This window comes from Burkholderia cepacia GG4, from assembly GCF_000292915.1.
Taxonomy (GTDB): Bacteria; Pseudomonadota; Gammaproteobacteria; order Burkholderiales; family Burkholderiaceae; genus Burkholderia; species Burkholderia cepacia_D.
In genome coordinates, this window is record NC_018514.1 from 1,320,284 (window position 1) to 1,346,235 (window position 25,952).

Annotated in this window: 26 protein-coding genes; 6 read left to right on the forward strand and 20 right to left on the reverse strand. The window is 67.5% G+C overall.

The genetic code is table 11. The features are described from left to right. Window positions 1–68 precede the first annotated feature (68 nt). Both GEM_RS21665 and GEM_RS21670 read right to left on the reverse strand, forming a co-directional pair. Entirely contained in the window at window positions 69–1,031 is a 963-nt protein-coding gene (locus tag GEM_RS21665; RefSeq protein WP_014899535.1) for a quinone oxidoreductase family protein, read from the reverse strand. A gap of 46 nt (window positions 1,032–1,077) precedes the next feature. Next, entirely contained in the window at window positions 1,078–1,329 is a 252-nt protein-coding gene (locus GEM_RS21670) for a hypothetical protein (RefSeq protein ID WP_014899536.1), read from the reverse strand. 95 nt (window positions 1,330–1,424) lie between these two features. On the opposite strand from GEM_RS21670, the gene GEM_RS21675 reads away from it, so the two are divergent. Then, window positions 1,425–2,225, forward strand: a complete 801-nt coding sequence (locus GEM_RS21675) for an AraC family transcriptional regulator (protein WP_014899537.1) — start codon at window positions 1,425–1,427, stop codon at window positions 2,223–2,225. 51 nt (window positions 2,226–2,276) lie between these two features. Here the strand turns inward: GEM_RS21675 and GEM_RS21680 are convergent, their stop codons facing one another. The 9 genes from GEM_RS21680 to GEM_RS21720 form a co-directional block, all read right to left on the reverse strand. Then, window positions 2,277–2,852, reverse strand: coding sequence for a PIN domain-containing protein (locus GEM_RS21680; RefSeq protein WP_014899538.1), 576 nt, complete (start codon window positions 2,850–2,852; stop codon window positions 2,277–2,279). Continuing rightward, on the reverse strand, window positions 2,849–3,316 hold the full coding sequence (locus tag GEM_RS21685) for a helix-turn-helix domain-containing protein (protein ID WP_014899539.1): 468 nt from the start codon (window positions 3,314–3,316) through the stop codon (window positions 2,849–2,851). The genes GEM_RS21680 and GEM_RS21685 overlap by 4 nt, the downstream gene beginning before the upstream one ends. 104 nt (window positions 3,317–3,420) lie before the next feature. Further along, window positions 3,421–4,227, reverse strand: a complete 807-nt coding sequence (gene hpaI, locus GEM_RS21690; protein ID WP_014899540.1) for a 4-hydroxy-2-oxoheptanedioate aldolase — start codon at window positions 4,225–4,227, stop codon at window positions 3,421–3,423. Between the two features lie 12 nt (window positions 4,228–4,239). Beyond that, entirely contained in the window at window positions 4,240–5,043 is an 804-nt protein-coding gene (hpaH, locus tag GEM_RS21695; RefSeq protein ID WP_014899541.1) for a 2-oxo-hept-4-ene-1,7-dioate hydratase, read from the reverse strand. A 20-nt stretch (window positions 5,044–5,063) separates the two neighbouring features. After that, a complete protein-coding gene (locus GEM_RS21700; RefSeq protein ID WP_014899542.1) occupies window positions 5,064–5,456 on the reverse strand; it encodes a 5-carboxymethyl-2-hydroxymuconate Delta-isomerase in 393 nt (130 codons plus the stop codon). A 29-nt stretch (window positions 5,457–5,485) separates the two neighbouring features. Continuing rightward, window positions 5,486–6,334 carry a 3,4-dihydroxyphenylacetate 2,3-dioxygenase gene (gene hpaD / locus GEM_RS21705; RefSeq protein WP_014899543.1) on the reverse strand — a complete coding sequence of 283 codons (849 nt, stop codon included), beginning with the start codon at window positions 6,332–6,334 and terminating at the stop codon, window positions 5,486–5,488. Between the two features lie 52 nt (window positions 6,335–6,386). Further along, complete coding sequence (gene hpaE, locus GEM_RS21710; protein ID WP_014899544.1) at window positions 6,387–7,850, reverse strand: 5-carboxymethyl-2-hydroxymuconate semialdehyde dehydrogenase; 1,464 nt, start codon at window positions 7,848–7,850, stop codon at window positions 6,387–6,389. 26 nt (window positions 7,851–7,876) lie between these two features. Continuing rightward, window positions 7,877–8,641 (reverse strand): fumarylacetoacetate hydrolase family protein, encoded by a 765-nt coding sequence (locus tag GEM_RS21715; protein ID WP_014899545.1) that lies wholly within the window; start codon window positions 8,639–8,641, stop codon window positions 7,877–7,879. Next, on the reverse strand, window positions 8,638–9,327 hold the full coding sequence (locus tag GEM_RS21720; RefSeq protein WP_041490782.1) for a fumarylacetoacetate hydrolase family protein: 690 nt from the start codon (window positions 9,325–9,327) through the stop codon (window positions 8,638–8,640). The genes GEM_RS21715 and GEM_RS21720 overlap by 4 nt, the downstream gene beginning before the upstream one ends. Before the next feature lie 152 nt (window positions 9,328–9,479). Here GEM_RS21720 and hpaR point away from each other — a divergent pair, with 152 nt between their 5' ends. Continuing rightward, window positions 9,480–9,920 (forward strand): homoprotocatechuate degradation operon regulator HpaR, encoded by a 441-nt coding sequence (gene hpaR, locus GEM_RS21725; RefSeq protein WP_041490783.1) that lies wholly within the window; start codon window positions 9,480–9,482, stop codon window positions 9,918–9,920. A gap of 70 nt (window positions 9,921–9,990) precedes the next feature. Here hpaR and GEM_RS21730 read toward each other — a convergent pair whose 3' ends face one another. Further along, on the reverse strand, window positions 9,991–11,202 hold the full coding sequence (locus tag GEM_RS21730) for an SDR family oxidoreductase (protein ID WP_014899548.1): 1,212 nt from the start codon (window positions 11,200–11,202) through the stop codon (window positions 9,991–9,993). Between the two features lie 648 nt (window positions 11,203–11,850). Here GEM_RS21730 and GEM_RS21740 point away from each other — a divergent pair. Then, window positions 11,851–12,198, forward strand: coding sequence for a DUF3564 family protein (locus tag GEM_RS21740; protein WP_014899549.1), 348 nt, complete (start codon window positions 11,851–11,853; stop codon window positions 12,196–12,198). A 139-nt stretch (window positions 12,199–12,337) separates the two neighbouring features. Here the strand turns inward: GEM_RS21740 and GEM_RS31930 are convergent, their stop codons facing one another. Beyond that, complete coding sequence (locus GEM_RS31930; protein WP_187293275.1) at window positions 12,338–12,508, reverse strand: hypothetical protein; 171 nt, start codon at window positions 12,506–12,508, stop codon at window positions 12,338–12,340. Between the two features lie 62 nt (window positions 12,509–12,570). Between GEM_RS31930 and GEM_RS21745 the strand changes: the two genes are divergently transcribed. Further along, window positions 12,571–14,463, forward strand: coding sequence for a peptidoglycan D,D-transpeptidase FtsI family protein (locus GEM_RS21745; RefSeq protein WP_014899550.1), 1,893 nt, complete (start codon window positions 12,571–12,573; stop codon window positions 14,461–14,463). A 129-nt stretch (window positions 14,464–14,592) separates the two neighbouring features. Here GEM_RS21745 and GEM_RS21750 read toward each other — a convergent pair whose 3' ends face one another. The 5 genes from GEM_RS21750 to GEM_RS21770 all read right to left on the reverse strand — a co-directional run bounded on the left by GEM_RS21750 (window position 14,593) and on the right by GEM_RS21770 (window position 21,518). Next, window positions 14,593–16,314, reverse strand: a complete 1,722-nt coding sequence (locus tag GEM_RS21750) for a cation:proton antiporter (RefSeq protein ID WP_014899551.1) — start codon at window positions 16,312–16,314, stop codon at window positions 14,593–14,595. Window positions 16,315–16,524: 210 nt separating this feature from the next. Then, window positions 16,525–17,949, reverse strand: coding sequence for a c-type cytochrome (locus GEM_RS21755; protein WP_014899552.1), 1,425 nt, complete (start codon window positions 17,947–17,949; stop codon window positions 16,525–16,527). Beyond that, window positions 17,946–19,724, reverse strand: a complete 1,779-nt coding sequence (locus GEM_RS21760; RefSeq protein WP_014899553.1) for a GMC family oxidoreductase — start codon at window positions 19,722–19,724, stop codon at window positions 17,946–17,948. Before GEM_RS21760 ends, GEM_RS21755 begins: the two co-directional genes overlap by 4 nt. Then, window positions 19,724–20,464, reverse strand: a complete 741-nt coding sequence (locus GEM_RS21765; protein ID WP_014899554.1) for a gluconate 2-dehydrogenase subunit 3 family protein — start codon at window positions 20,462–20,464, stop codon at window positions 19,724–19,726. Before GEM_RS21765 ends, GEM_RS21760 begins: the two co-directional genes overlap by 1 nt. Before the next feature lie 637 nt (window positions 20,465–21,101). Then, window positions 21,102–21,518, reverse strand: coding sequence for a DUF3995 domain-containing protein (locus tag GEM_RS21770; RefSeq protein ID WP_014899555.1), 417 nt, complete (start codon window positions 21,516–21,518; stop codon window positions 21,102–21,104). 351 nt (window positions 21,519–21,869) lie between these two features. Here GEM_RS21770 and ald point away from each other — a divergent pair, with 351 nt between their 5' ends. Further along, window positions 21,870–22,985: an alanine dehydrogenase gene (gene ald / locus GEM_RS21775; protein ID WP_014899556.1), complete on the forward strand. Its 1,116-nt coding sequence runs from the start codon at window positions 21,870–21,872 to the stop codon at window positions 22,983–22,985. Window positions 22,986–23,026: 41 nt separating this feature from the next. On the opposite strand, the gene polX is transcribed toward ald, so the two are convergent. Together polX and GEM_RS21785 are read right to left on the reverse strand one after the other, a co-directional pair. After that, on the reverse strand, window positions 23,027–24,781 hold the full coding sequence (polX, locus tag GEM_RS21780; RefSeq protein WP_014899557.1) for a DNA polymerase/3'-5' exonuclease PolX: 1,755 nt from the start codon (window positions 24,779–24,781) through the stop codon (window positions 23,027–23,029). A gap of 166 nt (window positions 24,782–24,947) precedes the next feature. Beyond that, entirely contained in the window at window positions 24,948–25,340 is a 393-nt protein-coding gene (locus GEM_RS21785; RefSeq protein ID WP_014899558.1) for a TraR/DksA family transcriptional regulator, read from the reverse strand. 345 nt (window positions 25,341–25,685) lie between these two features. Here GEM_RS21785 and GEM_RS31935 point away from each other — a divergent pair, with 345 nt between their 5' ends. Next, a complete protein-coding gene (locus tag GEM_RS31935) occupies window positions 25,686–25,859 on the forward strand; it encodes a hypothetical protein (RefSeq protein ID WP_014899559.1) in 174 nt (57 codons plus the stop codon). Window positions 25,860–25,952 lie beyond the last annotated feature (93 nt).

The following is a 25,952-nucleotide window of genomic DNA, read 5'->3' on the forward strand; positions in this document are numbered from 1 at the left end:
ACATGCCAACCGCCGCCGCGCAGTTCAACCGTCACGCCGCATCCGGCCCGCCGTATTGCGATCGCCGCTCACGCGCCGTGCATCGTGAACACCGGACGCACGAGACTGTTCGCATCGCTCCAGTGTTCACCGACGTTCGACAACGGCACCGTGCGCGTGTCGATCGAAAGACCCGCCGGCCCGGCCGCGTCGAACACGCCTCGCACCGACGCCAGCAAGCGCGGCAGCGACACGCTGCCGATGCCGCTACCCATCAGTTCAATTGCAGTCGCCCGCAGCACGGCCCCCGGCAACAGCACGTCCGCGCCGCCGATCGAGCCGATCTGCACGAAACGCAGCCGACGGCCATCGGGGGTCGCCTTCGCGGCTGCCACCAGCAGCGTCTGCGCGCTGGCGCCCCACAGATAATCGAGCACGACGTCCACGCCCGCGCGGAAATGCGGTTCGAGCGCACGCGCCAGATGCTCATCGTCCTGCTGCAACGACACGACGGCATCCGCACCGGCATTCAGCAAAGCCTGCAGCGCAGCCGCGTTGCGGCCTGTCGCGATCACCTTCGCGGCGCCGAGATGCTTCGCGATCTGCACCGCCAGCCGCCCCGACGTACCCGTCGCGCCATTGACGAGCACCGTCTCGCCCGCGACGAGCCGCGCGCGTTCGCTCAGCGCCGCCCACGACGACATCCCGGGAATCGCGATCGCCGCGGCCGTGACGTCGTCGAGCGTATCCGGCAGCGGCACGCATTGCGTATCGGGCGCGATCGTGCGTTCGGCCATCGCGCCGAACGGCGCAGGCGCACCGAAGAAGTAGACACGTTGACCATCGTCGAGGCGGCCAACGCCGTCGACGCCGACGACGAACGGATAGCGTGCGTCCGACGAGTAGTGCTTGCCGGACGCACGTGCCTGTGCGATCCGGCTCAGTGCGGACGCCGTCACGTCGATCAGGCTGTGGCCCGGCATTGCGCGCGGCGCATCGAATTCCATATGAACGGGACGCTCGCCGGCGCCCGTCACGACTGCTGCTTTCATGGTGACTCCTTGATTCGGGGATCTCGATCGACGGTTCCGGTGCGCATCAGCGTGCGTCGAGCCACGCGCGCAGTGCCGGATCGCGCACTTCCAGTACGTCGAACAGGCCGAGCGCCCGCAGCGCGGGCAACGCGTCGATCGCGTCGGCCTCCGCGCGCGCCCGGTCGGCGGATATTGCGTTCGGGTCTGTCAGCACCCGTGCGTTGACCAGGAACGCGCCGACGGTGCCCTTGCGGATCGTCGTTCCGTCGGCTTCAATCCGGTCGGCATGGTCGGGAAGCATCTGTTCAGCTCGCATCGCGTCGTACTCCGGTTGTCATCGATAGACGCAGTGTAGGCGTACGAAGTCGGCCGATATCCGGTATAACTGCCATTCGATACCGATATCCGGCCATGTCCGATCCGCTCCTGCCCACCCGATTCATTACGTCCGACGATGGCCCGTTCGTGGTCGCCGCCGTGCTGTCGCAACGCGACCCGCGCATCACGCCGCCGCATGCGCATGCACGCGGCCAACTCGTCGGCGCGCTGAGCGGGTTGCTGACGATCGGCCTCGACGACCAGGACTGGGTCGTGCCGGCGATCCATGCGATCTGGATTCCGCCACATTGCCGGCATTCGTTGCATTCGTTCGGGCCGATTTCCGGTTGGTCGGCGTTCGTCGCCGAAGCGCGCTGCGCGGCGCTGCCGGATACCCCGCGCGCGATCCGCACAACGCCGCTGCTGCGCGAAGCCGTGCAGCGCGCGGCCAGCTGGGGCGATTCGGAACTGGATGCCGCGCAGACGCGGATCGTCGACGTGATCCTCGATGAAATCGCGGCATCGGAGGTCGAGGCGCTGGGGCTGGTCCGGCCGCAGGACCCGCGGCTCGTGAAGATCACCGATGCGCTAGCCGCGGATCTCGCGGACAACCGGCGGCTGGAGGAATGGGCCGAATGGGCCGGCATCAGTGCGCGGACGATGAGCCGCCGCTTCGTCGCCGAGACGGGGCGGACGTTCGCGCAGTGGCGTCAGCAGGCCAGGCTGTTACGGGCGCTGGAGAGAATTGCCGATGACGTACCGGTGACGACGATCGCGCTCGATCTCGGGTACGACAACGTGAGCGCGTTCATCGACATGTTTCGGCGAGCGTTGGGGACGACGCCGGGGAAATATATGGAAGACGGGAGCAAATCGAAGAACGATGCGCGGTGACAACCTGCGCCGGGCAAGAAACTCGAACCGGCTTGCCGTATCCAGGGCAAATCAGATGATCGTCCGATAGGCTTCGAGGGCCTTGCAGGTCTGAACCATGCCCAGACGCTGCAGGATCTCGAGATAATGATCCACCAACATTGGCGGATACTTCAGTGTTTCGCGCTGTCGTCGGGCTGCAGTGACAACCGCGGCCGGCTCGAGATCGAAAAGATTATCGGCAAACACATCCGGGTGCTGTGCTTCGACACCATAGATCGACAACACCTCGTCGGGAAAATCTTTTTGATTGAACGTTACGATCACACTGGCGTTGCAGCGGATCGCAGCAGCAAGCACGTGTCGATCACCCGGATCCGGCAGCGTCAGCCCGTCGATCAACGTTTCGTATCCGGTCACTAGCGCATCGGGTATTGCACGATCCATCAGGCTTGCTGTCCAGTCGAGTTGCGCAGCGGTCAGGTCGGCCCGGTTTCGCAGCAGATTCCGCTTCCACTCGTCATGAATCCGGCTGCTCCAGCGGGCCCTGAAGCAGCCGCTCAACGCAAGCCACATCAGGAAATCGCGTAGCGGAGCGGGATAAAGCACGCACGCATCATAGACCGCCGTGAATGGCGAACTCGTCATTCGTAGCCCATCCCAAGCTTCTGCGCCTGCCGGCTCAATTCTTCCATTGCGTCTGCGCTCGCCTGATCGCGTTCCGTCTTGTAGCGCATCAGATCGGAAAATCGTATGCGGCGATGCTTGCCAGTCTTGTGGTGAGGCAATGCATTCGATTCCAGCAGCTTAATCAGGTGCGGACGAGAGACATTGAGCAGATCGGCTGCTTCCTGCGTCGTCAGTTCCGCATGGACCGGCACGACCTTGACCGCATTGCCATCGGCCAGCTCGGCGAGGATATCGACCAGCAGACGCAGCGCGGAGGTCGGAAGTTCGACCTGATGCGCGCGATTTTCGTCGTCGAAGATCTGGATACGCTGTATATCCGTTCGCGTTGCCAGGTACGCAGCAAGCGCACGCTGCCCTTCGACAGCCGCCCGCATCTCGCGCTCGACGGGCAAGATCGTTTCGGTCATCGTGGTGTGAGGCATCGCGCGCTCCAAACGGGGTTCTGGATGACGCGATTTTATTCGAAACAAACGAAAATCGCAATAAACGAAATTTGATATCGCCCTTTATATAGCGGTCCGTTCGTTCAATACGTCCCATCCCCCTTCTTCACCACCTCACCGCCCTTCCCCTTGAACTGCGCCGCCAGCCGCTCCGCACTTCTCGCGAGCAGCGTCGTATCGACCCCGACCGCGACGAACAGCGCGCCCGCTTCCAGATAGCGCCGCGCGGCCGCTTCGTCCGCGCTCAGAATCCCCGGCGCCTTCCCCGCCGCCTTGATCGAGCGGATCGCACCATCGATCGCAGCCTGCACGTCCGGATGCCCGGGGTTGCCGAGATGCCCGAGATCGGCGGCCAGGTCAGCCGGCCCGATGAATACACCATCAACACCTTCCACGCGCGCAATCGCATCGATCGCATCGAGCCCGGCCCGTGTCTCGACCTGCACGAGCACGGCCATCTCGTCGTTCGCACGATGCAGGTAGTCGCCCACCCGATTCCACCGTGATGCACGCGCCAGCGCACTGCCAACGCCGCGCATCCCGTGCGGCGGATAACGCGTCGCAGCCACCGCCGCGCGCGCTTCGTCGGCGCTCTGCACCATCGGCACGAGCAGCGTCTGCACGCCGAGATCGAGCACCTGCTTGACGATCACCGCGTCGTTCCACGGCACGCGCACGACCGGATGCGACGGATACGGCGCGATCGCCTGCAACTGCGCGAGGATCGTCGGCACCGTGTTCGGCGCATGTTCGCCGTCGATCAGCAGCCAGTCGAAACCGGCGCCTGCAACGACTTCGGCGCTATACGGATTCGCCAGACCGAGCCACAGCCCGACCTGCGCGTCGCCGCGCGCGAGCGCGGCCTTGAACACATTCGACGGAATCTGCATTGTTCACTCACCTCACTCGAAGTAGCACTGGATCGTCCCGAGCGGGCCGTAATCCACGCTGAACGTGTCGCCCGGCCGCGCCGCGCACGGCCGCGTAAACGAGCCGCCGAGCACGATCTGTCCCGGTTCCAGCGCGACGTCGAAACGCGCCAGCCGGTTGGCGAGCCACGCGACGCCATTGGCCGGATGGTTCAGCACGCCGGCCGCGACGCCCGTTTCCTCGACCACGCCGTTGCGCGACATGATCGCCGCGACCCAGCGCAGGTCGACGTCCTGCGGCCGCACCGGCCGCCCGCCGATCACGACGCCCGCGTTCGCCGCGTTGTCGGCGATCGTGTCGAACACCTTGCGCGGCCGTTTCGTATCGGGGTCGATCGACTGGCTGCGCGCGTCGATGATCTCGAGCGCCGGCACGACGTAATCGACCGCGTCGTACACGTCGAAGATCGTGCAGTTCGGGCCCGAGAGCCGCTTGCCGAGCACGAACGCGAGTTCGACCTCGACGCGCGGCACGATGAAGCGCCCGGTCGGGATCGTGCCGCCGTCGGCAAAGAACATGTCGTCGAGCAGCGCGCCGTAATCGGGCTCGTCGATCTGCGACGTGTTCTGCATCGCCTTCGACGTGAGGCCGATCTTGTGCCCCTTCAGCGTGCGGCCTTCCGCGAGCTTGAGGGTCACCCACGCGCGCTGGATCGCATACGCGTCGTCGATCGTGATGTCGGGATGGTCGAGCGAGATCTGGCGGATCTGCTTGCGCTCGCGTTCGGCGTCGTGCAGACGCTGCGCGAGCTGGTCGATGAGAGCGGGTTCGAGCATGGTCGGATCGGGAATGGGGTTCAGCCGGCCCGCTTGTAGCGGGCGTGAATGTTGTTGTGCTTGTACGAGCCGCTTTCGCTGAACTCGGTCAGCTCCATCGACAGCGCAAGGTAGCGTTTCGCATAAAGCTCGGCGAAATGCGCCTTGATCGCGTCGAACAGCGCGTCGCACGCGGCCTTCTTCTGCGCATCGGTGCGGCCCGAGCCGATCTTCAGCGTCACGTGGACGAATGCGTCGTCCTCCGTGCCGTCGGCGACGCAGTAATCCTGCAGCTCGATCGCGCGCGAGCGGATGCCGCCCGTCGGAAACACGCCGCCCTGCGCGATCAGCGTCGCGTTGATGGTGCGCAGCAGCGCGGGAATGCGCGCGTCGTCGCGGATGTTCGCGGTGTATTCGACGACGATGTGTGGCATGGCAACGCTCCGGATAGTTGATGCGACGCTCAGGCGAGCGGGAAGATCGCGTTGATCTGCCCGGTGCCCGAGCTCGCGAAATAATCGGTGACGATCTCGACCGGCTTGTTGTAGCGATCCCAGCCGAGCAGGCCGAGCAGCATCGCCGTGTCGTGCATGCCGCCTTCGCCGTGACAATGCGTGTTGTACTCGGGCAGCATCGCGCAGAAGGTCTTGAAATCGCCCTGCTTCCACAGCTCGACCACGCGCAGGTCGACCTGCCGGAAGAATTCGCGGCTGATCTGGTGGATCGATTCCTCGGGGCTGCCGTTGTCGTTGAAGCGGTGCGACAGCGAACCGCTCGCGAGAAACGCGACGTTCGAATCGCTTTTTTCGATCGCTTCGAGCAGCGCTTCGCCGAAGCGCCGGCTCTCGTCGAGCGTGTGCCACATGCACCAGCCCGCGATCGACACGACCTTGAAGTGCTGGTCGCCGTTCATGTAGCGCATCGGCACGAGCGTGCCGTATTCGAGTTCCAGGCTGTCGATCTCGTGCGCGCGCGTCGCAATGCCGCGTTCGCTGGCCGTCTCGGCGATCAGCCTGCCGAGCGCCGGGTTGCCCGGATACGCGTACTCCATGTCGCGGATGAAATGCGGCAGCTCGTTGCTCGTGTAGGTGCCCGCGAACCGCGCATTGCAGTTCACGTGATAGCCGGCATTGACGAGCCAGTGCACGTCCGACACGACGATCGTGTCGACGCCGAGCGCGCGGCAGCGCTCGCCGATCAGCTGATGGCCGCGGATCGCCGCTTCACGGCAGCCGTGATGCCTGCCGGGCAATTCCGACAGGTACATCGACGGCACGTGCGTGATCTTCGCGGCGAGGGACAGTTTGCCCATCGTTCAAGTCTCCGTATCGTTCGTTCTTGCTGGCGGCGAAGCGACCCGCCCGTTACACGCCCCAGCGGGGAATGTGATGCGAACCCATCGAGATGCACACGTTCTTGATCTCCGCGAACACCTCGAAGCTGTATTCGCCGCCTTCGCGTCCGGTGCCCGACTCCTTCACGCCGCCGAACGGCTGGCGCAGGTCGCGCACGTTCTGGCTGTTCACGAACACCATTCCGGCCTCGATGCCGCGTGCCAGACGATGCACCTTGCCGACGTCCTGCGTCCAGATGTACGACGCGAGCCCGTAGGACGTGTCGTTCGCGAGCCGCAGCCCTTCTTCCTCGTCCTCGAACGGAATCAGGCACGCGACCGGCCCGAAAATCTCTTCCTGCGCGATGCGCATCCGGTTGTCGACGTCGGCAAACACGGTCGGGCGCACGAAGTTGCCGTTGCGCAGATGGTCTGGCAGCCCTGCCGGCTTGTCCGCGCCACCCGCGACCACGCGCGCGCCCTCCTGCTCGCCGATGCGGATATAGCCCGTCACCTTCTCCCAGTGCTGGCGCGTGATCATCGCGCCGAGATTCGTGCCCGGATCGGCCGGATCGCCGACCACCAGGTTGTTCGCGCGGCGCGCGAATTCCTGCACGAAGCGATCGTAGATCGTGCGCTGCACGAAGATCCGCGAGCCCGCGGTACAACGCTCGCCGTTGATCGAGAAGATCGTGAACAGCGACGCGTCGAGCGCGCGGTCGAAATCGGCATCGTCGAAAATCAGCACCGGCGACTTGCCGCCGAGCTCCATCGAATACTTCTTCAGGCCAGCGCGTTCCATGATCCGCTTGCCCGTGACCGTGCCGCCCGTGAACGACACCGCGCGCACGTCCGGATGGCGCACGAGCGCGTCGCCGGCGGTCGCGCCGTAGCCCTGCACGACGTTCAGCACGCCCGGCGGGATGCCGGCTTCGAGTGCGAGCCGGCCGAGCTGGTCGGCCGTCAGCGGCGACAGCTCCGACATCTTCAGCACGGCCGTGTTGCCGAGCGCGAGACACGGCGCGGTCTTCCACGTCGCGGTCATGAACGGCACGTTCCACGGCGACACCAGCGCGCACACGCCGACCGGCTGGTACAGCGTGTAGTTCAGCATCTGGTCGTCGACCGGATAGGTGCGGCCGTTCATCTGCACGCACACTTCCGCGAAGAAATTGAAGTTCTCGGACGCGCGCGGAATCAGCTGCTTGCTCGTCTGTGCGATCGGCAAGCCGGTGTCCTGCGTCTCGAGCGCGGCGAGCATCGGCACGTTCTTCTCGATCAGCTCGCCGAGCTTGCGCATCAGCTTCGCGCGCTCCTTCGCGGGCGTGTTCGCCCATTTCGGGAACGCTTCCTTCGCCGCACGCACGGCCGCGTCGACTTCGGCCTCGCCGGCCGACGCGACGTCGGTGATCACGTCGCCCGTCGCGGGGTTCAGCGTCGTGAAGGTCTCGCGGCTCTCGACTTCGCGGCCGTCGATCCAGTGCTTGATGGTCATGTGCTCTCCTTCCTTGGGCGACGGGCTTAGCCGGCGCGATAGTAGTCTGCTTCGCCGACGATCGTGTTCACGAGCCGGCCGATCCCTTCGATTTCGGTCACGACCTCGTCGCCCGGCTTCGTGTCCGCCAGCCCTTCGGGCGTGCCGGTCAAGATCAGGTCGCCCGGCGACAGCGTCATGAAGCTGCTGATGTGCTCGATCAGCGCCGGCACGTCGAAGATCATGTCGCGCGTGCTGCCGCGCTGCGTCTCCTGGCCGTTCACCGTCGTGCGCAGCGTCAGGTCGCCTGCGTCGCCGATCTCGTCGCGGCTCACGAACCACGGCCCGAGCGGCGTGCAGGTGTCGCGATTCTTCACGCGCAGGTTCGGGCGGTAGTAGTTCTCGAGATAGTCGCGGATCGCGTAGTCGTTCGCGACCGTATAGCCGGCCACGTGGTCGAGCGCCTGCGCACGGCTCACGTTGCGCGCGGGGCGGCCGATCACGACGGCCAGCTCGCACTCGTAGTGCATGTGCGTCGCATCCGCCGGGCGCACGGTGCGCGACCGGTGGCCGATGAACGTGTTCGGCCCCTTCAGGAAGATCAGCGGCTCGCTCGGCGCCTTGAACGCGAGTTCCTTCGCGTGGTCCGCGTAGTTGAGGCCGAGCGCGAACGTCGTGCGCGGCGCGACGGGCGGCAGCCAGGTCACCACGTCCTCGGCGACAACCCGCCCCGTATCGAGACGGATCATGCCGTCGCCGGCCGGTTCGGCCGCATGCAGTGCGCCGTTGTAGATCACGCGCGCCGTCTTCATCGTGCTTCCTCCGCAATCAGCGTATGCCGCAACGTGCCGATGCCGGCGGCCGAAATCTCGATCGTGCTGCCCGCACGGGCGCACGGTGCGCCGCCCGCGACACCGAGCAACAGCACGTCGCCCGCGTCGAACGACATGAAAGCCGTCACGTCGGCGATCAGTTCGCGTACCGGGCGAATCAGCGTGGCGGTTGACGCGGACACCACCACCTCGCCGTCGATCCGCACGGTCAGGCCGATCGTGTCGGCATCGCCAAGCGCGGCGGCCGGCACGATGGCCGGGCCCAGCGGGCAGAAACCATCGCGGCACTTGCAGCGCACGGCCGGACGGTAGTAATCGGGATGCGGCACCGACACGTCGCTCGCGAGCGTGAAGCCGTGCACGTAGTCGAGCGCCTGCGCGGCCGGCACGCGGGTCGCGCGCCGGGCGAACACGACGGCCACCGATGCGCCGATCTCCAGCGCGTCGACGCCCGCCGGCACCACGACGGCGGCGCCGTCGGCCGCATGCGTGTTGGCCGGCTTGATATAAAGGATCGGCGCCTGCGGCGGCCGGCCATAAGGCGGTGCGTTCACGGCATCGCCGAGCGCGTCGAGCGCCGCACGCTCGTTGAGCAGCGCACCGTACACGGTACCGATGGCGACCGGCAACGGCGGCGCCGCGGCGGTCATGCAAGACAGCTCCATGCGTCATTCCCCTGCCGCGCGTCGCGGCGCATCGTCAATAGTTAACATCTTAAGTAAACAATCGGACGCTCGCAACCTCGATTACCCTGATACACGAAATTCATCACCATCGGCTGTTAAGATTGATGCGTCCCCGTCCATTCCCCACCCCGATGAACCGTACGCTCGACCATCGCAACCTGGCCATGCTGCTGCTCGAGGCCCGCGAAACGCTGATGGGCCTGTTCCGCCCCATTCTCAAGGAATTCGCGCTGACCGAACAGCAATGGCGGATCATCCGCGTGCTCGACGGCGAGCCGGCGCAGGCGCTCGAAGCGGGCCAGATCGCGCGCCGCTGCTGCATCCTGAGCCCGAGTCTCACGGGCGTGCTGGAACGGATGGAACGCGACGGCCTGATCACGCGCACGCGCGCGCAGGAGGATCAGCGCCGGCTGCTGGTGAGCCTGACGCCGCAAAGCAAGAAGCTGGTGACGGAAATCGGCCCGCGCATCGACGAGCAGTACCGCCAGCTCGAAGCGCGTTTCGGCCAGGACGGCCTGGACGACATCTACCGCGCGCTCGATCGGCTGATCGAGCTCGGCAGCGCGTCCTAGCGCCTGCCGCCGCCGGACGGCGGCGAGCGGCGGCGAACCTGAACCGGCAGGCCCCGGATCGCGCGGGCGGTCAGTGCAGCGCGCCGCGCATCAGCTCGGTCACTGCGACGCCGCGCGAGGTACGCATGCATTCCTCGACGTAATCGACGAACGGCAGCGGCTCGAAATCGATTTCGTCGCGCACGCGGCGGTTGTCGAACACGCGATCGACCGTCGCGAACTCCGCGCAACGCTGCAGCGCCCGGCCGATCACACGTTCGAGCGCCGGGTCGGGCCGCCCGAGCACGTCACGCACCACGAGCGGCAGTTCGGCCGGCGCACATGCCGCGTAACGCGGTGCGCCCGTCATGCCGGCCGCATCGTCCATCGCGCGCACGATCTGCGCGACCTGCGGCGCCTCGTCGCCCGCCGACACGTGGTACACGTCGTGCATCAGCGTCGGCTTCACGGCCAGCAGCATCGTCGCGCGCGCGACGTCGTCGACCGACACGATGTCGATGCGCGTCATCGGCCGCGCAGTGAAGCGGCGCGCCGCGTGCGCAAGGCGGAACATCCAGAACGAGTTCGGCGCGGGCCGCGTGCCGAGCACAGTGTGACCGACGACGTGCGACGGACGCACGACGACGAGCGGCAGCCCGAGTCCGCGCAGGCGCTGTTCCGTTTCCGCCTTCGCGTGCAGGTAGCCCGCCGCAAGCACCGCGCCGGGCAGCCCGTCATCGTCATGTGCCGCCGCGCTCGCCGCCACCCCGGCCGCCTCTTCCTGCACGATCCCGCCGCGGCCCGCATGCGCATACGCGGTGCCGACGTACACGAAACGTTGCAGCCGCAGCGCGTGCGCGAACCGCTCGGCAAAGCGCAGCGAATCGGCGATGTCCGCCTGCAGGTGCGCACCGTCGGCCGGCGACGCATGGCCCGCGCAGTGGATCACGTGCGTCGCGCCGGCGAGACGCGGCGCCTCGGCGCCCTGCCACACGTCGCCGAGCGCGCCGACGATCACGTTCGCGTCGCCGAGGCGCGACGCCCAGTACGGCGCAAGCCCGGCACGCAGTGCCGCTTCGCGCAGCCGCGCGACGGCGTGGCCGCGATTCTCGGCACGCACGACACACACGATGCGCTCGAGCAATCCTGCGTTGACGAGCGCCGTCAGCACGGTGCTGCCGATGAAGCCGGTGGCACCGGTCAGCACCAGCCGCCCGACGTTGGCCGCCGCGACGGGTGCGCTGGCCGGCGACACGAGGCTCGTGCGCCAGTTCAGCGACAACGCGGTTTTCCAGATCAGCACGATAGTCTCCTTCGAAGAATCGGCCGGACGGCGCGACTGCCGCGGTTGCGGGGCTGCGCACGGCTATCGGCCGGGCCGGGGCCGACGCTGGCCCCGGCGGTCCCGATCGGGCTTGCGGCCCGCGATCGCGTCGATCGCGTCGCTCGCACGAGGCGGCGGCAGCCCGCCACGGACGGGCGTCCGCGGCGCAGGATCGGGAAATTCCCAGTGTGGGGCCCGATCGCCCGCAAGTCTGTCCCGAAAGTTTCGTGAAAGTGTGTGAATTTGTACGCGAATGTCGGAGTGTGTCGTGCGGGCCGCGGTCAAATCGTTGAAACATGCGGGCGGCAGCATTCAGCGGGAGCGTGCGTGGCAGGACCGCCGGCGCGCGTCGGGCCGGCGCTTCGGCGCGACAGATCGACGCGCCCTCGGCAAGTCATCGCATGTCCGGGCCGCGTCGACGCGCGGTCGCGACAAGCGGATCGCGCTGCAGCCTGCGTTTGCGCGCGCCGCCAGAATCGTTACGTATCATCAGACGTCGTTTCATCGGAAACGCCAATAGACTCAATCCGGGTTTATTGCGGTTTATCACTTGCGTTTCACACCAGTCTATCTAGACTATTCAAACCAAAACGGTCGAATGTGTCATTTTCTTCAGGAGACGAGCCAATGCGCCTCACTATTCGGATTAATGGCAGCGAATCGGCAACCCGCCACGCCTTCGCGGTGCTGTGGGTCGATACCGACGAGGGGCTGTGGTCACGCGAGGCACACCAGGGCATCGATCTTCCGACCTGGGGCAAGGTCCGGGACGTAGAAGGCGCAATGGCCCTCTGCGCGGCCGACGGCGGTCGCGCCGTGTGCCAGTTGAAGGGCCTGTCGTTCAACGCGACGCGACGCGAACAGGGCGACGCGGTGCTCGCCGGCGCGCATCCCGACGGCGCATGGCGGCTTCAGGCGGTCGATGATTGCACGGTGGAGCCGGAATACCACGAATTTATTTCCGTCGATCGATAGGTTTTTTTGACGGTAATCCTCTGCGGTTTTCGGGTTTATTCCAGTTTTAGCGATATTAATTTCGATATTCAGCAATAAGGGCGCCTCTCTCGAGGCGCTTTTCATTTTATGGCCCCGAAAATAATCGGGGTCGGGATAATTACAGCGCGCCGCCGGTGACGCTCCGTCCGGCCATCGCGATGCCGTCGCCGACGGCGAACGACGCCGCACCGCCGTTCCAGCCCCCTTCCGTTTTTCCGCTCCCGCCCGGTCGAACCTGCGCGTCTTTTACAGGGCCGAAACACACTTTCCCCACATGATGTTTACTCATTTATTACAATCACATTATTCAGACTGACTTGCCGCCGTCCGGCGGCCCGACCCGGCCCTTGCATGAGCGTGAAAAAGAAGACCCACCCCGCCGATCCCTACGCCGCCGCGACCAAGCATCCGATACTCACGTCGCGCCTGCCGATGTGGCGCTCGAAACTGGTCGTGATCATGGTGTCACTCGGCTTCGCCGCGCTGATCGGGCGCGCCTTCTGGGTGCAGGTCGCGAACCAGGATTTCTATGTCGGGCAAGGCCAGAAACGCTACCAGCGCACGATCGAGCTCGACGCGATGCGCGGGCGCATCGTCGATCGCAACGGCGCGATGCTCGCGGTCAGCCTGTCGACCTATGAAATCTGGGCGAACCCGAAACAGGTCGCCGAGATCGACTATCCGCAGCTCGCGAAGCTGCTCGACATGCCGCTCGTGGAAGTGAAGCGCCGCCTGCGCAACGACCGTACGTTCGTGCTGCTCAAGCGGCAGATCGACGCCGAGACCGCGAGCCGGCTCGACAAGCTCGAGATCGACGGCATCACGCAGATCGCCGATTCGAAGCGCTTCTATCCGGAAGGCGAATCGGCCGCGCACGTGGTCGGTTTCACCAACGTCGAGGACAAGGGCCAGGAAGGCGTCGAACTCGCGGCGAACGCGCGGCTGTCGGGCACGTCCGGGCAGCGCGAGGTGATCCGCGACCGGCTCGGGCGCATCGTGTCCGATACGCGCCCGCTCGTCCCCGCGCAGCACGGCGCGACGATCGAGCTGACGATCGACCGCCGGATCCAGCAGCTCGCGTTCAGCCAGCTCAAGGCCGCCGTGCTCGAGAACAACGCGCTGGCCGGCAGCGTCGTCGTGCTCGACGCGCAGAACGGCGAGATCCTCGCCCTCGCGAACTACCCGACCTTCGACCCGAACGACCGTGCGCGCCTCACCGGCCAGCAGCTGCGCAACCGTGCGGTGATCGACACGTTCGAGCCCGGCTCGACGATCAAGCCGCTCGTCGTCGCGCTGTCGATCGACGAGCGCAAGGTCACGCCGAACACGATCATCAACACGTCGCCGGGCACCTACAAGATCGGCCCGGCCGTGATCCACGACACGTCGAACCACGGCTCGCTGACCGTCTCGCAGGCCCTGCAGAAGTCGAGCAACGTCGCGCTCGCGAAGCTGGCACTGAACCTGCCCGCCGAAACGATCTGGAACAAATACCAGGAGTACGGGATCGGCCGCGCGCCGGAACTGACGTTCCCGGGCGTCGCGTCGGGCCGGCTGCGCGGCTACAAGCGCTGGCGGCCGATCGAGCAGGCGACGATGGCGTACGGCTACGGGCTGTCGATGTCGCTGCTGCAGATCGCGCAGACCTACACGGCCTATGCAGGCGACGGCACGTTGCACCCGGTGTCGCTGCTGAAGAACGGCACCGACCAGCAGACGATCGACGCGCATCGCGGCCACCGCGTGACGTCGCCGCAAACCGCGGCGGCGATCCGCGCGATGCTCGAGTCGGCGGTCGGGGAAGGCGGCACGGGGCGCCGCGCGCGCGTCGACGGCTACCGGATCGGCGGCAAGACGGGCACGGCGCGCAAGCAGGTCGGCGCAACCTATGCGAAGGGCAAGTACCGCGCGCTGTTCGCGGGGATGGCGCCGATGAGCAACCCGCGCCTGATCGTCGCGGTGATGATCGACGAGCCGCGCGGCAAGGGCTACTACGGCGGCACGGTGGCCGGCCCGGTGTTCTCGTCGGTCACGAGCGGCTCGCTGCAGTTGCTCGGCGTGCCGCCCGACGCACCGGTCGAGCCGGCTCAGAATGCGCCGGTCAAGACGGCGCCGCAGAAGACGGTCGCCGCGCCGAAGGCCGCGGTGCAACCGAAGGCGGCCGCCGCGGAGACGGCCGCGGCACCTGTGAAAACGGCCGCGCAATCCGGCGCGGCCGTAAAAACGAAGGTGGCGGCAGGCTAAAGCCGCCGGGGACTACCGCGCACTGCGCGCGACGAACCGGTCGACTATTCGCTACATAGCGTTCCTCGCACGCGCCCTTTCGACGGCCGGCGCACTCCCGCTCTCCGCGCGAACCCGGCCGCGCGACCGTCAATGCGCGTGCGCAGCCGCCACCGGCCTCACCATCCTGCCGAGCACGTGCTCGGTCATCCCGCGGGCAAGTTCGCTCTCGCCCATGAACACGGTGCCGACGCCCTCGCTCGACAGCAGCGCGGCCTCGTCGCCGCTGTTCGTGCACAGCACCACCTCCAGCGCCGGATTCAGCGTGCGCGAAATCTCGACGATCTGCCGCACGTCGAACACGTCCGGCAGCGTGACGACCAGCATCCCGGCGCGCGCGATATGCGCCTGCACCAGCACGACCGGCTCGATCGCGTCGCCCGACACGGCAGCGATGCCGTCCGCGCGCAGCTTCTCGACGAGTTCGCGGTTCTGCTCGACGACCACATACGCGATCCCGCGCTCGTCCAGCGCATGCGCGATCCGCGTGCCGACCTTGCCGTAGCCGACGATCACAACCTGCCCGGTCAGGTGTGTCTGCGGCGTCGACATCGGCAGCGCGGCGAGCGGATCGTCGCGCGCCTCGAGCTTGCGCGCGAACGCCGAATGCTTGCGGATCCACACGAGCGCCGGATCGATCATCGCGAACAGCAGCGTGTTCATCGCGATCGAGATCAGCGCGACCGCGAGAATCAGGCTCTGCCCCTCGGCCGACAGCAGCCCGAGCGCCCGGCCGAGGCCCGCGAGGATGAACGAGAACTCGCCGATCTGCGCCAGGCCCGCGCCGACCGTCAGCGCGGTATTCAGCGGATATCGGAACGCGATCACGAGCGCGACCGCGGCGAGCGTCTTGCCGACCAGCACGATCGCCGCGACCTCGATCACGTGCAGCGGCTCGTCGAGCAGCACCTTCGGGTCGAACAGCATCCCGACCGAGATGAAGAACAGCACCGAGAACGCGTCGCGCAGCGGCAGTGTCTCGTCGGCCGCGCGCCGGCTGAACTCCGACTCGCGCATCATCATCCCGGCGAAGAACGCGCCGAGCGCGAACGACACGTCGAACAGCTTCGCCGCACCGAACGCGATGCCGACCGCCGCCGCGATCATGCACAGCGTGAACAGCTCGCGCGAGCCGGTGCGCGCGACGAGCCACAGGATGCGCGGAAACACGCGCTTGCCGACCACGAGCATCAGCGCGATGAACGCGGCGACCTTCAGCATCGTGACGCCGAGCGTGCCCCACACGCTGCCGCCGGCCGCGTGCGCGTCGCCGGGCGGCGTGCCGCCGAGCAGCCCCGCGACGGGCGGCAGCAGCACCAGCACGAGCACCATCACGAGATCCTCGACGACCAGCCAGCCGACCGCGATGCGCCCGTTGACCGTCTCGACGAGCCCGCGCCCCTCGAGCGCCCGCAACAGCACGACCGTGCTCGCGACCGACAGCGCGAGCCCGAACACGAGCGCCGCGCCGAGGCTCCAGCCCCACGTGAGCGCGAGCCCGCCGCCGAGCAGCGTCGCGACGGTAATCTGGACGATGGCGCCCGGCAGCGCGATCTTGCGCACCGCGAGGAGATCGCCGAGCGAGAAATGCAGGCCGACGCCGAACATCAGTAACATCACGCCGACTTCGGCGAGCTGCTGCGCGAGCGACAGGTCGCCGACGAAACCGGGCGTGCCGGGGCCGATCACGATCCCGGCGAGCAGATAGCCGACGAGCGGCGGCATTTTCAGCAGCGACGCGAAGTAACCGAAGATCATCGCGAGACCGAAACCGGCCGCGAGCAACGCAATCAGGCTGACGTCATGAGGCATCCCCCCTCCCGAGTTCTTGTAACGATTTAGTAAGGTTCAAGAATGGAAGGATAAGGGATGAGGCGAAAAAATGGCGCGCCACCGCGAAAAATTCACGCGGGTGGCGCGCCATTGCGGGGTGCAACCTCGGTCGGGCGGAACGCGCCCCGCGGGCCGACCGGCGCCGCGAGGCGGAGCAGGTGGGCGGGGCCGGATGCCCCGCCGCGTGGGTCAGCGCGACGCTTGCGGGAACCGCGCGCCCGGCGGCGGCTCCGGCCGCGTCGACGGCACGCTCTTGCGCACCTTCGCGACCTGCGCGGCCGTGATCGCCGCGCCCGTATTGCCCCAGCTCGTGCGCACGAAGTTCGACACGTCCGCGACTTCCTGGTCCGACAGGCGCCAGCCGAACGGCGGCATCGTGAAGGTCGACGGCGCGGTGTGCGTGCCCTTCAGCGCGCTGCCCGACAGCACGACGTGGATCACCGAAGTCGGATCGTCGCCCTGCAGGACCGGGTTGCCGGCGAGCGCCGGGAACACCCGCGTGTAGCCGTGGCCGTCGCTACGGTGGCAGGCCATGCAGTTGTCGCGATAGACCGCCGCGCCCGGCTTGCTCGCGTCGCCGGTCTGCAGCGCGTGCGCGGCCGTCGCGTCGTACGCGTACGGTGTCTCGCCCTGCACCTTTGGCGGCAGCGTCTTCAGGTAGCGTGCGATCGCCGTGAGATCGTCGTCGCTCATGTGCTGCATGCTGTGGCCGACCACGTCCGTCATCCCGCCGAACGCGGCCGTGCGCAGCGTGCGGCCGGTCTTCAGGAACTGCACGATCTCGGTTTCGTTCCACGTGCCGAACCCGGTGCGCGGCTCGCCGCGCAGGCTGGTCGGCACCCAGCCGTCGATCGCCGCGCCGCCGGCCAGGAAGTCGAGGCCGCCCGCGTCGGTCAGCGCGCGCTCCTGCATCGTCACCGCGCGCGGCGTGTGGCACGCGCCGCAATGGCCGAGACCCTGCACGAGATACGCGCCGCGCGCGACCACCGGATCGGTGTACGGTGCCGCGTCGAACGGCTTCGGCGACGGTGCGAACAGCATGCGCCAGAACGTCAGCGGCCAGCGCATCGACAGCGGCCACACGATGTCCACCTTGCGGTTCTCGTGCTCGACCGGCGCGACGCCGTGCATGAAGTACGCGTACAGCGCCTTCATGTCGTCGTCGGTCAGCCGCGAATACGACGGGAACGGCATCGCCGGATACATCGTGTCGCCGTTCTTGCGCACGCCCTCGCGCACCGCGCGGGTGAAGTCCTCATACGTCCAGCCGCCGAGGCCCGTCTTCGGGTCCGGCGTGATGTTCGTCGAGTAGATGCCGCCGATCGGCGTGTCGAACTTCAGGCCGCCCGCGAACGGCTTGCCGCCGCTCGCGGTGTGGCACGCGATGCAGTCGCCTGCCCGCGCAAGGTATTCGCCTCGCTTGATCAGGTTCGCGTCGGCGGATTGGGCGACGGGTGCAGCAGCCGCGGCGGACACCGCCGCGGGCGCTGCCGGTTGCGCGAACGCCGCCGTGCCCGCGAAGCCGAACGCGGCCCATGCCGCACCGGTCGCCAGTGCGCGCCGCAATGGGGAAAGACGGCGCGCGGCGTTGTGGGGGTTCACTGTCCTCTTCATACGGTCACCAGCGGGGCGGGATTTTTCAGGTATTGCTCGCGGATCGCACGTGCCGACCAGTAGGCCAGCGCCGCGATGATCCCGGTCGGGTTGTAGCCGATGCCCTGCGGCAGCGCCGACGCGCCCATCACGAACACGTTGTGCACGTCCCAGCACTGCAGGTAGCGGTTCAGCACGCTCGTCTTCGGATCGGTGCCCATGATCGCGCCGCCGACCAGGTGAGTCGTCTGGTACGCACGCGAATCGAAGTGCTTGCCGAACTCGCGCGTCGACACGCCGATCGCCTTCGGCCCCATCGCCTCCGCGATCTTCTTCATCTGCCCGGTCACGTACTGCGCCATCTTGATGTCGTTGTCCTTCCAGTCGAACGTCATCCGCAGCAGCGGCTGGCCGTACGAATCGCGATAGGTCGGATCGAGGTCGAGGTATACGTCGCGATATGACATGTTCGTGCCGTGCGCGTCCATCGAGATCGTGTGCGCGTAGTTGTCCTTCACGGCCTTCTTCCACGCCGAGCCCCACTGCGGTGTGCCCGGCGGCGTCGCGATGCCGCTGATCGGCTTCACGCCGGCCTGGTTCACCCACAGCGGCGAGCCGCCGACGAAGCCGAGCGGGCCGTGGTCGAAGTTGTCCGCGTTGAAGTCGTCCACCGCGACGCCGTTGCCGCCCGCGCCGATGAACGGGTTCGTATACGTGTCCTTGTCGAAGAACGCCTTGATCGTCGACAGGTTCTGGTACGCGAAATTGCGGCCCACCACGCCTTCGCCCGAGATCGGGTCGTAAGGCTTGCCGATGCCCGACAGCAGCAGCAGGTGCACGTTGTGATACTGGAACGCGGCGACGATCACGAGATCGGCCGGCTGGTGCACTTCACGGCCGGCCGGGTCGACGTAGGTGACGCCCGTCGCGCGCTTCTTCGTGTCGTCGAGGTCCACGCGCAGCACGTGGCACTTCGAGCGCAGCTCGAAGTTCGGCACCTGCTTCAGCGCGGGCAGGATGTTCAGGTTCGGCGACGCCTTCGAGTACATGTAGCACGCGTAGCCGCTGCAGTAGCCGCAGAAGTTGCACGGCCCCATCTGCACGCCGTACGGGTTCGTGTACGGCCCCGACGTGTTCGCCGACGGCAGCCGGTACGGATGCAGCCCGAGCGACTTCGCGGCATCGGAGAAGCGCTGCGCCGAATACGTATTGAGCTGCGCGGGCAGCGGGAAGTTGTCGCTGCGGTTCGCCTCGAACACGTTGCCGTCGCCGACCACCTTGCCGCCGACCTTGTACGCCTGGCCCGACGTGCCGAACACCTTCTCCGCGAAGTCGAAATACGGCTCGAGCTCGTCGTACGTGACGCCCGTGTCCTGGATCGTCATCCCTGCGGGGATGAACTTCTTGCCGTAGCGCTCTTCGTAGTGGCTGCGCAGGCGCAGCTCTTCCGGCGTGATCCGGAAGTGCACGCCCGACCAGTGCAGCCCCGCGCCGCCGACACCCTCGCCCGGCAGGAACGCCGCGAGCTGCCGGTACGGCAGCGCGGTGTCCTGCACGCCGTGGCGGATCGACACGGTCGTCTTCGACAGGTCGAGGAACAGCTTCTTGCGGATGTTGTAGGTCAGCTCGTCGATCGTGTTCGGATACGCGCCGTCCGGATAGGTGTCGCGATACTCGCCGCGCTCGAGCGCGACGACGTTCAAGCCCGCTTCGGTCAGTTCCTTCGCGAGAATCGCGCCGGTCCAGCCGAAGCCGACGATTACCGCATCGACATGCGGCTTCTTTTCTGCGGCCATCAGGTGCGCTCCCCGTTGATCGAGACGGGGCCATACGGATAGGGCTTGCCGTTCTGGTTGACGAAATCCATGAAGTCGGCGCGCGCGCCCGGAAAGCCGATCATCTTCCACGCGGCCATGTCGTGATTGCCGCCATGCACCGGATCGCAGAAATAGCCTTCGCGCGTGTTCTGCAGCAACTGGCCGAAGAACACGCCGTCCGGCACGTCGTCGATCTGCGCGGCGCCTTTCTCCAGCGCGCCGAGCACGGTGTCGCGGGTCGGCGCGTCGAGATCGGCGAATGCCTTGCCGTGGGCCTTTTCGCAATAGCGGTTGACCGCCGCGATGCCGAGCCGGTAGATGTCGCGCGGCACCAGCTTGAGCTGGTAGCCCAGCTCGGGCACGCCCTGCTGGAACGGCCCCTGCATGTACCACGTCGCGCCATGCGCGTACGGGGTTTCCATCTGGCGGTCGATGAATTCGGGCACGCCGGATTCGAGCGCGCCGGGGCCTTCGGCGTCGGCCGGGATCAACCGGTCGACGGCGGCCTGGACGAACGCCCACTCCTTCGCATCGAAGAAGGTCGGCTTGTACGGCGCGCGTTCGGCGCCGGCCGACGCGGTGGAGGCATTGCCGGCCGTGGTGGCGGACGATGACGACGAGCGCAGGTCGCAACCGGCGACCGTCGCGATCGGCACGAGCGCGACCGACGTGCGCAGGAAGCGGCGACGCGAATTGGGTTTGTCGGGTGGCGTGGACATGGTCGGATGTTGATCGTTGGGGAGCGTGATCGGGCACGCGCATTCCGGACGCGGCGTGGCCGGCACGATAGCCATGCCGCACGCGGCCGGCCGTCCTGTTCTAGCGGTATTGCGAGCACTCTCGATGCGGGCGCCGGCCGCGCACTGCGCGCCGGCGCCGTCATGCAGCCGTGGTCGCGCCGGTTCCGGCGCTGCGCGGCTCAACCTCTTCGCGGGTCTGATCGTCAGACAAATGCAGCCTTTCGGCCCGCACCTGCCCAGCACTGCCATGGCCCTGATTCAACTTAGACGCCGCGCCAGCCGACGGCAAGCGCAACGTGCACGACCCTCATTCGGGGGCCTGGCGACGAGTGCCGCGAATTATAGATGGAACCGGTTCCATTTCCAAAGGGTTCAATGCAATTCATTGCATCGGAAACCGCAATAATCGGAAAAGCGTCACCCCGGAATACGCAAGAGCCGCGGCGCGTGTGCGTCGTCGGTCCACGGGGCGGCCGCTCGTCCGCCCCGGATTCGCGCTGCCGTCGCGAGCGTCCCGTCCCGCGCGCCGCCCCGGTCGGGGCTTTACGTCACGGCATCGCGACGCGCGCACCGGAGCCGCTCCCGGCGCTGCGGCTGGCCGGATCCCGCTTGCCGCTCAGCCCGGCCACAGCATCGAGGCGATCGATATCGCCAGCGCCGCGCACAGTGGCGAGTAGCACAGGCTGTCCATTCGCGCGAAGCGCGACCCGCGAACCCGCTTGAAGAAGCCGACGTAGCGGAAATCACCGACCGCCCGCACCGCGAAGATCAATGCGAGCGCAACGACCACGAACGCGATGGCGGCCGGATACAGGTTCGGCCACAGCCAGCCGGCGCGCGACGCCACCGCACATGCACCGGCCAGCAGTGCCGCGGCGACGCCGAGCGTGCCGCACCTGGTCGGCCGCAACAGCGGCACGCCGTTCTGCTCCGGAATGGCCGCACGCTTGCCGCGCCGCCCGCCGAACGCCCAGTAGACGTGAACGAGTGCGATCGCGCAAAGCGTCGGCACGCTGAAATACGCGCCGGTCATGTCGGTAAGATTCCTTGTCTCGTTATGTTGTCGTGTCGTGGTCTTGCCGGAACGATTCCGGCGCGCGGCCCCGTTTCGCGCCACGCAAGACGATACCCAAACCGCGCGCCACATGCATTGCGACGTCCGGTCGCAATGCGCCATCGCGCATGCTGCGGTGCAGTGCCCGCGCCCGTCGCGCGCGGCCGCCGCTTGACTTCCCTCCGCGCATCGCTACCCTTTTATTCCGATACGGCCATCGATACGTGCACGTGCAACCGGCGCGCACGTGCCGTTCGCCGGCACGCACGGTCGGACGATCGCAGCGCGCGCATGCACGACAACGATGACGAATACCCATGGAGACGACTCATGCTGATCGGTGTGCCGAAGGAGATCAAGAATCACGAATACCGCGTCGGGCTCACGCCGGCCGGCGCACACGAACTCACGCGGCATGGCCACCGCGTGCTGGTGCAGCGCGGCGCGGGCACCGCGATCGGTCTGCTCGACGACGACTACACGGCCGCCGGCGCGGCACTGTGCGACGACGCGAGCGAGATCTTCGCGCGCGCCGACATGATCATCAAGGTCAAGGAGCCGCAGTCGACCGAGTGCGCGATGCTGCGGCGCGGGCAGATCCTCTATACCTACCTGCACCTCGCGCCCGATCCCGAGCAGGCGGCCGCGCTCGTGAAGTCAGGCGCGGTCTGCATCGCCTATGAAACCGTGACGGGCGCCGGCGGCGGCTTGCCGCTGCTCGCGCCGATGAGCGAAGTTGCCGGACGCATGTCGATCCAGGTTGCGGCGACGCACCTCGAAAGCCCGCGCGGCGGCCGCGGCCTGCTGATGGCCGGCGTGCCCGGCGTGCCGGCCGCGCACGTCGTCGTGCTCGGCGCGGGCGTCGTGGGGACCGGCGCGCTGCAGATGGCGGTCGGTCTCGGCGCGCGCGTCACGGTGCTCGACACCAACGTGGGCCGGCTGCGCCAGCTCGACCTGGTGTTCGCGAACCGGATCGCGACCGTCTGCTCGAACGCGCACACGGTCGGCGAAGCCGTGCGCGACGCCGATGTCGTGATCGGCGCCGTGCTCGTGCCCGGCGCGTCGGCGCCGCGGCTCGTCACGCGCGACATGATCGCGACGATGCGCACGGGCGCCGTCGTCGTCGACGTCGCGATCGACCAGGGTGGCTGCTTCGAGACATCGCATGCGACGACCCACGCGCAGCCGACCTTTGTCGTCGACGGCGTCGTGCACTACTGCGTCGCGAACATGCCCGGCGCGGTCGCGCGCACGTCGACGTTCGCATTGAACAACGCGACGCTCGGGCATGCGCTCGCGCTCGCCGACAAGGGCTGGAAACGTGCGATGGCCGACGATCCGCATCTGCGCGCGGGGTTGAACGTATGCGACGGGCACATCACGTATGAAGCCGTCGCGCTGGCGCTCGGCCTGCCGTACGTACCGGCCGAAGACGTGCTGACCTGACGCCGCCGCACAGCGCCTCGGCAGCGCGTCGCCGGGTGCCGTCACGCCCCCTTCGGTCGGCCGCGCTTCGGCGCGCCGCTCGCGCCCATCGTGCGCGCGAGCAACGGCCGCAGTTGCGCGAGCGTGCGCGTGTTCAGCACGTCGTGCCGCGTCAGCCAGCCGCGCCGCGCCTGGCCGATGCCGTATGTCAGGTGGTCGAGGTCGCTCGCGCACTGCGCGTCCGAGCCGATCGCCACCGCGACGCCGGCCTTCGCGGCCGCGCGGCACCAGACGTCCGGCAGGTCGAGCCGTCGCGGGTCGCCGTCGAGTTCGACGAAGCAGTGGCGCGCGGCGGCCCGGGCAATCACGCGCGGCACGTCGAGTTCGCATGCGTCGCGTGTGCCGAGCAGCCGGCCGGTCGGATGCGCAAGGATCGTGAAATACGGATGGTCCATCGCGCGCAGCATCCGTTCGGTCTGCGCATCGCCCGGCAGGTCGAAGCCGTCGCGCACCGCGCCGACGACGAGGTCGAGCCGGCCGAGCACCTCGTCAGGCACATCGAGGCTGCCGTCCGCGCGAATGCCGGCCTCGACGCCCTTCAGCAGCACGAAATTGTCAAACGATGCATTGATGCGGTCGATCTCGTCGATCTGCCGCACGAGCCAGTCGGTGCCGCCTGCCTCCGGCATCCGGTCCGTGACGGCCAGGTACGCGAGCCCCCGCGCGCGTGCCGCGTCCACCATCGCGCGCAGGCTGTCGCGACCGGCCGACGCGTCGGTATGCGCGTGCAGGTCGCCATGAACGTGCTTGCGTTCGACCAGGGCCGGCAGCGTGCCGGCGCGCGACGCGTCGATCTCGCCGCGATCCTCGCGCAGTTCGGGCGGCACCCAGTGCAAGCCGATCGCCTCGTAGACGGATGCCTCCGTCGCGCCCGCGATCCGCTCGTCGCCGCGGAACACGCCGTATTCGTTGATCTTCAGCCCGCCGGCCTGCGCGATCCGGCGCAACGTGATGTTGTGCGCCTTCGAGCCCGTGAAATAGACGAGCGCCGCGCCGAACGCGTCGGCGTCGACCACCCGCAGGTCGACCTGCAGCCCGTTGCCGAGCACGACGCTCGAGCGCGTCTTGCCGTTCGCGAGCACGCGCGCGACCTCGTCGTACGCGACGAACGCGTCGGCCACCGCGGCCGGATCCTTCGCGGTGACGAGGATGTCGAGATCGCCCACCGTCTCGCGGCAGCGGCGAAAGCTCCCGGCCGGCACCGCTTCGCCGACACCAGCGACCTCACGCAGCCGTTCGAGCAACGGCAGCAGCGATCGCGCGGCGTCCGGCAACAGGAAGCGCTGCGGCTCACGCTGCAGGCGGTCGTCGATCGCATCGAGCAGATGCGCTTCGGTTCTCGCGCCGAATCCCGGCAGCGCCCGCACGTGCCCACTCTTCGCTTCGGCGCGGAGCTGCTCGAGCGAATCGACGTGCAGTGCATCGTGCAGCGCCTTCACGCGTTTCGCGCCGAGCCCCGGCACGTCGAGCAGTTCGACGATCGCACCCGGCAATGCGTGGCGCAGCGTTTGCTGCAGTTCGCAGGTTCCGGTGGCGGCGATCTCGCGCAGCTTCGACGCGAGATCGGTTCCGATCGACGGAATCTGGCCGGGATCGCCGCCGCTCGCGATCATCGCGGGAATATCGCGCCCGTAGTCGGCAATGGTACGGGCGGCGTTGCGATATGCGCGCACCCGGAACGGGTTGGCGCCCTGGATCTCAAGCATGTCGGCGATTTCGGCGAACACGGCCGCGCACTCGGCATTGTGGATCGGCATGATCGGCGTGGCTCCCTTCCACGTGGATGGCGCCGTGCGCTGGCGCGACGGCGTCTGCCCGCCCGGCACCGCATGTCGACGGCGACAGGCGCCCGTTGGTCATCCTGCGCCGACTACCCGCGTCGCGCTGTCGGGCCGTGCCGGTGGCGCGGCCCCGGCGCCGACGTCAGAGCGATGCGCGCGGCGTCGTTGCGTAGCGACGCTCGTATATCGACTGGCAATGCGTGCAGCGCTCGGCGCTCGGCCGTGCGAGCAGCCGCTCGTAGCCGACCGGCGCATCGCAATCGATGCACTCGCCGTAGCTGCCGTCGCGCATGCGCTGCTGCGCGCGCCCGATCGCCCTCAGTTCGGCCAGCTTCATTCCGATCAATGCGTGATCCATGTCGACGAACAGATCGGCGTTCGCCTCGTCACCCTCGTCCGGCGCGGCGCCGGCGAGATCGGCATAGGACTCCGACGCGCGCTGGTCCTCGCTCGTGCGGATATCCGCGCGCAGCGCCTGCTCGCTGTCAGTCAGCCGCCGCTGCAGCGTCTGCCGTTGCTGTTGGTCGAGCGCCATCGCCGTCTCTCCTGTTCCGGGTTCCCACGCAATGAGGCATGCGGCGCGCGGGTGTCGCGCCGGTGCGTGGCGGGTCGGCACAGCCGGCCCGCCACGCCCGGATGCTCGCCCGGACGCAAGAAGCGCCGGACGCATTCGACGCAGCATAAACCCATTGAACACGCATGTGTTGACCGGCTTCAGCGGCCGCACCGGGCGCGCGAAAACGGGGGACGGACGCGAAAGCGCGACGCAGCCGGCTTTCGTCTGACGCAGCCGCCGTTGAGGTCGATCAATCCCCTGCACAAAGTTGCGTCATAGATTGAAACCATGTGCGGCAGGTTCGCCGCTTTCCGGGAGAACGTCATGGTGTTCGGCGTCGTGATCTGGGTGGCCCTTGCGGCCCTGTTCCCGACGATGGTCGTGCCGACGATCCAGCACGCCGTGCAGCCCTCGAGCGCGCAAGCCGCGCCCGACGTCCACCCCGCCGTCACGCCCGCTGCGTTGCCGGCGGCCGGACAGCCGCCGGCGGATAGCTGAAGCACGGTATCGGAACCGTCGTCGCGAATTGCATCGGATTCGTTTCGAGCGTCCGGCTCCTTTCAAACGCCGGCTCGCCATACTTCGTTTTCC

Coding starts and splice junctions, on each gene's coding strand:
- polX (WP_014899557.1), bottom strand. CDS start 24,781: ATGCCGATCCACAATGCCGAGTGCGCGGCCGTGTTCGCCGAAATCGCC.
- GEM_RS21685 (WP_014899539.1), bottom strand. CDS start 3,316: ATGCCTCACACCACGATGACCGAAACGATCTTGCCCGTCGAGCGCGAG.
- GEM_RS21670 (WP_014899536.1), bottom strand. CDS start 1,329: ATGCGAGCTGAACAGATGCTTCCCGACCATGCCGACCGGATTGAAGCC.
- GEM_RS21740 (WP_014899549.1), top strand. CDS start 11,851: ATGCGCCTCACTATTCGGATTAATGGCAGCGAATCGGCAACCCGCCAC.
- GEM_RS31930 (WP_187293275.1), bottom strand. CDS start 12,508: ATGAGTAAACATCATGTGGGGAAAGTGTGTTTCGGCCCTGTAAAAGAC.
- GEM_RS21680 (WP_014899538.1), bottom strand. CDS start 2,852: ATGACGAGTTCGCCATTCACGGCGGTCTATGATGCGTGCGTGCTTTAT.
- GEM_RS21760 (WP_014899553.1), bottom strand. CDS start 19,724: ATGGCCGCAGAAAAGAAGCCGCATGTCGATGCGGTAATCGTCGGCTTC.
- GEM_RS21770 (WP_014899555.1), bottom strand. CDS start 21,518: ATGACCGGCGCGTATTTCAGCGTGCCGACGCTTTGCGCGATCGCACTC.
- hpaD (WP_014899543.1), bottom strand. CDS start 6,334: ATGGGCAAACTGTCCCTCGCCGCGAAGATCACGCACGTGCCGTCGATG.
- hpaE (WP_014899544.1), bottom strand. CDS start 7,850: ATGACCATCAAGCACTGGATCGACGGCCGCGAAGTCGAGAGCCGCGAG.
- GEM_RS21785 (WP_014899558.1), bottom strand. CDS start 25,340: ATGGCGCTCGACCAACAGCAACGGCAGACGCTGCAGCGGCGGCTGACT.
- GEM_RS21745 (WP_014899550.1), top strand. CDS start 12,571: ATGAGCGTGAAAAAGAAGACCCACCCCGCCGATCCCTACGCCGCCGCG.
- hpaH (WP_014899541.1), bottom strand. CDS start 5,043: ATGCTCGAACCCGCTCTCATCGACCAGCTCGCGCAGCGTCTGCACGAC.
- GEM_RS21755 (WP_014899552.1), bottom strand. CDS start 17,949: ATGAAGAGGACAGTGAACCCCCACAACGCCGCGCGCCGTCTTTCCCCA.
- hpaR (WP_041490783.1), top strand. CDS start 9,480: ATGAACCGTACGCTCGACCATCGCAACCTGGCCATGCTGCTGCTCGAG.
- GEM_RS21700 (WP_014899542.1), bottom strand. CDS start 5,456: ATGCCACACATCGTCGTCGAATACACCGCGAACATCCGCGACGACGCG.
- GEM_RS21675 (WP_014899537.1), top strand. CDS start 1,425: ATGTCCGATCCGCTCCTGCCCACCCGATTCATTACGTCCGACGATGGC.
- GEM_RS21765 (WP_014899554.1), bottom strand. CDS start 20,464: ATGTCCACGCCACCCGACAAACCCAATTCGCGTCGCCGCTTCCTGCGC.
- ald (WP_014899556.1), top strand. CDS start 21,870: ATGCTGATCGGTGTGCCGAAGGAGATCAAGAATCACGAATACCGCGTC.
- GEM_RS21720 (WP_041490782.1), bottom strand. CDS start 9,327: ATGGAGCTGTCTTGCATGACCGCCGCGGCGCCGCCGTTGCCGGTCGCC.
- GEM_RS21750 (WP_014899551.1), bottom strand. CDS start 16,314: ATGCCTCATGACGTCAGCCTGATTGCGTTGCTCGCGGCCGGTTTCGGT.
- GEM_RS21715 (WP_014899545.1), bottom strand. CDS start 8,641: ATGAAGACGGCGCGCGTGATCTACAACGGCGCACTGCATGCGGCCGAA.
- hpaI (WP_014899540.1), bottom strand. CDS start 4,227: ATGCAGATTCCGTCGAATGTGTTCAAGGCCGCGCTCGCGCGCGGCGAC.
- GEM_RS31935 (WP_014899559.1), top strand. CDS start 25,686: ATGGTGTTCGGCGTCGTGATCTGGGTGGCCCTTGCGGCCCTGTTCCCG.
- GEM_RS21665 (WP_014899535.1), bottom strand. CDS start 1,031: ATGAAAGCAGCAGTCGTGACGGGCGCCGGCGAGCGTCCCGTTCATATG.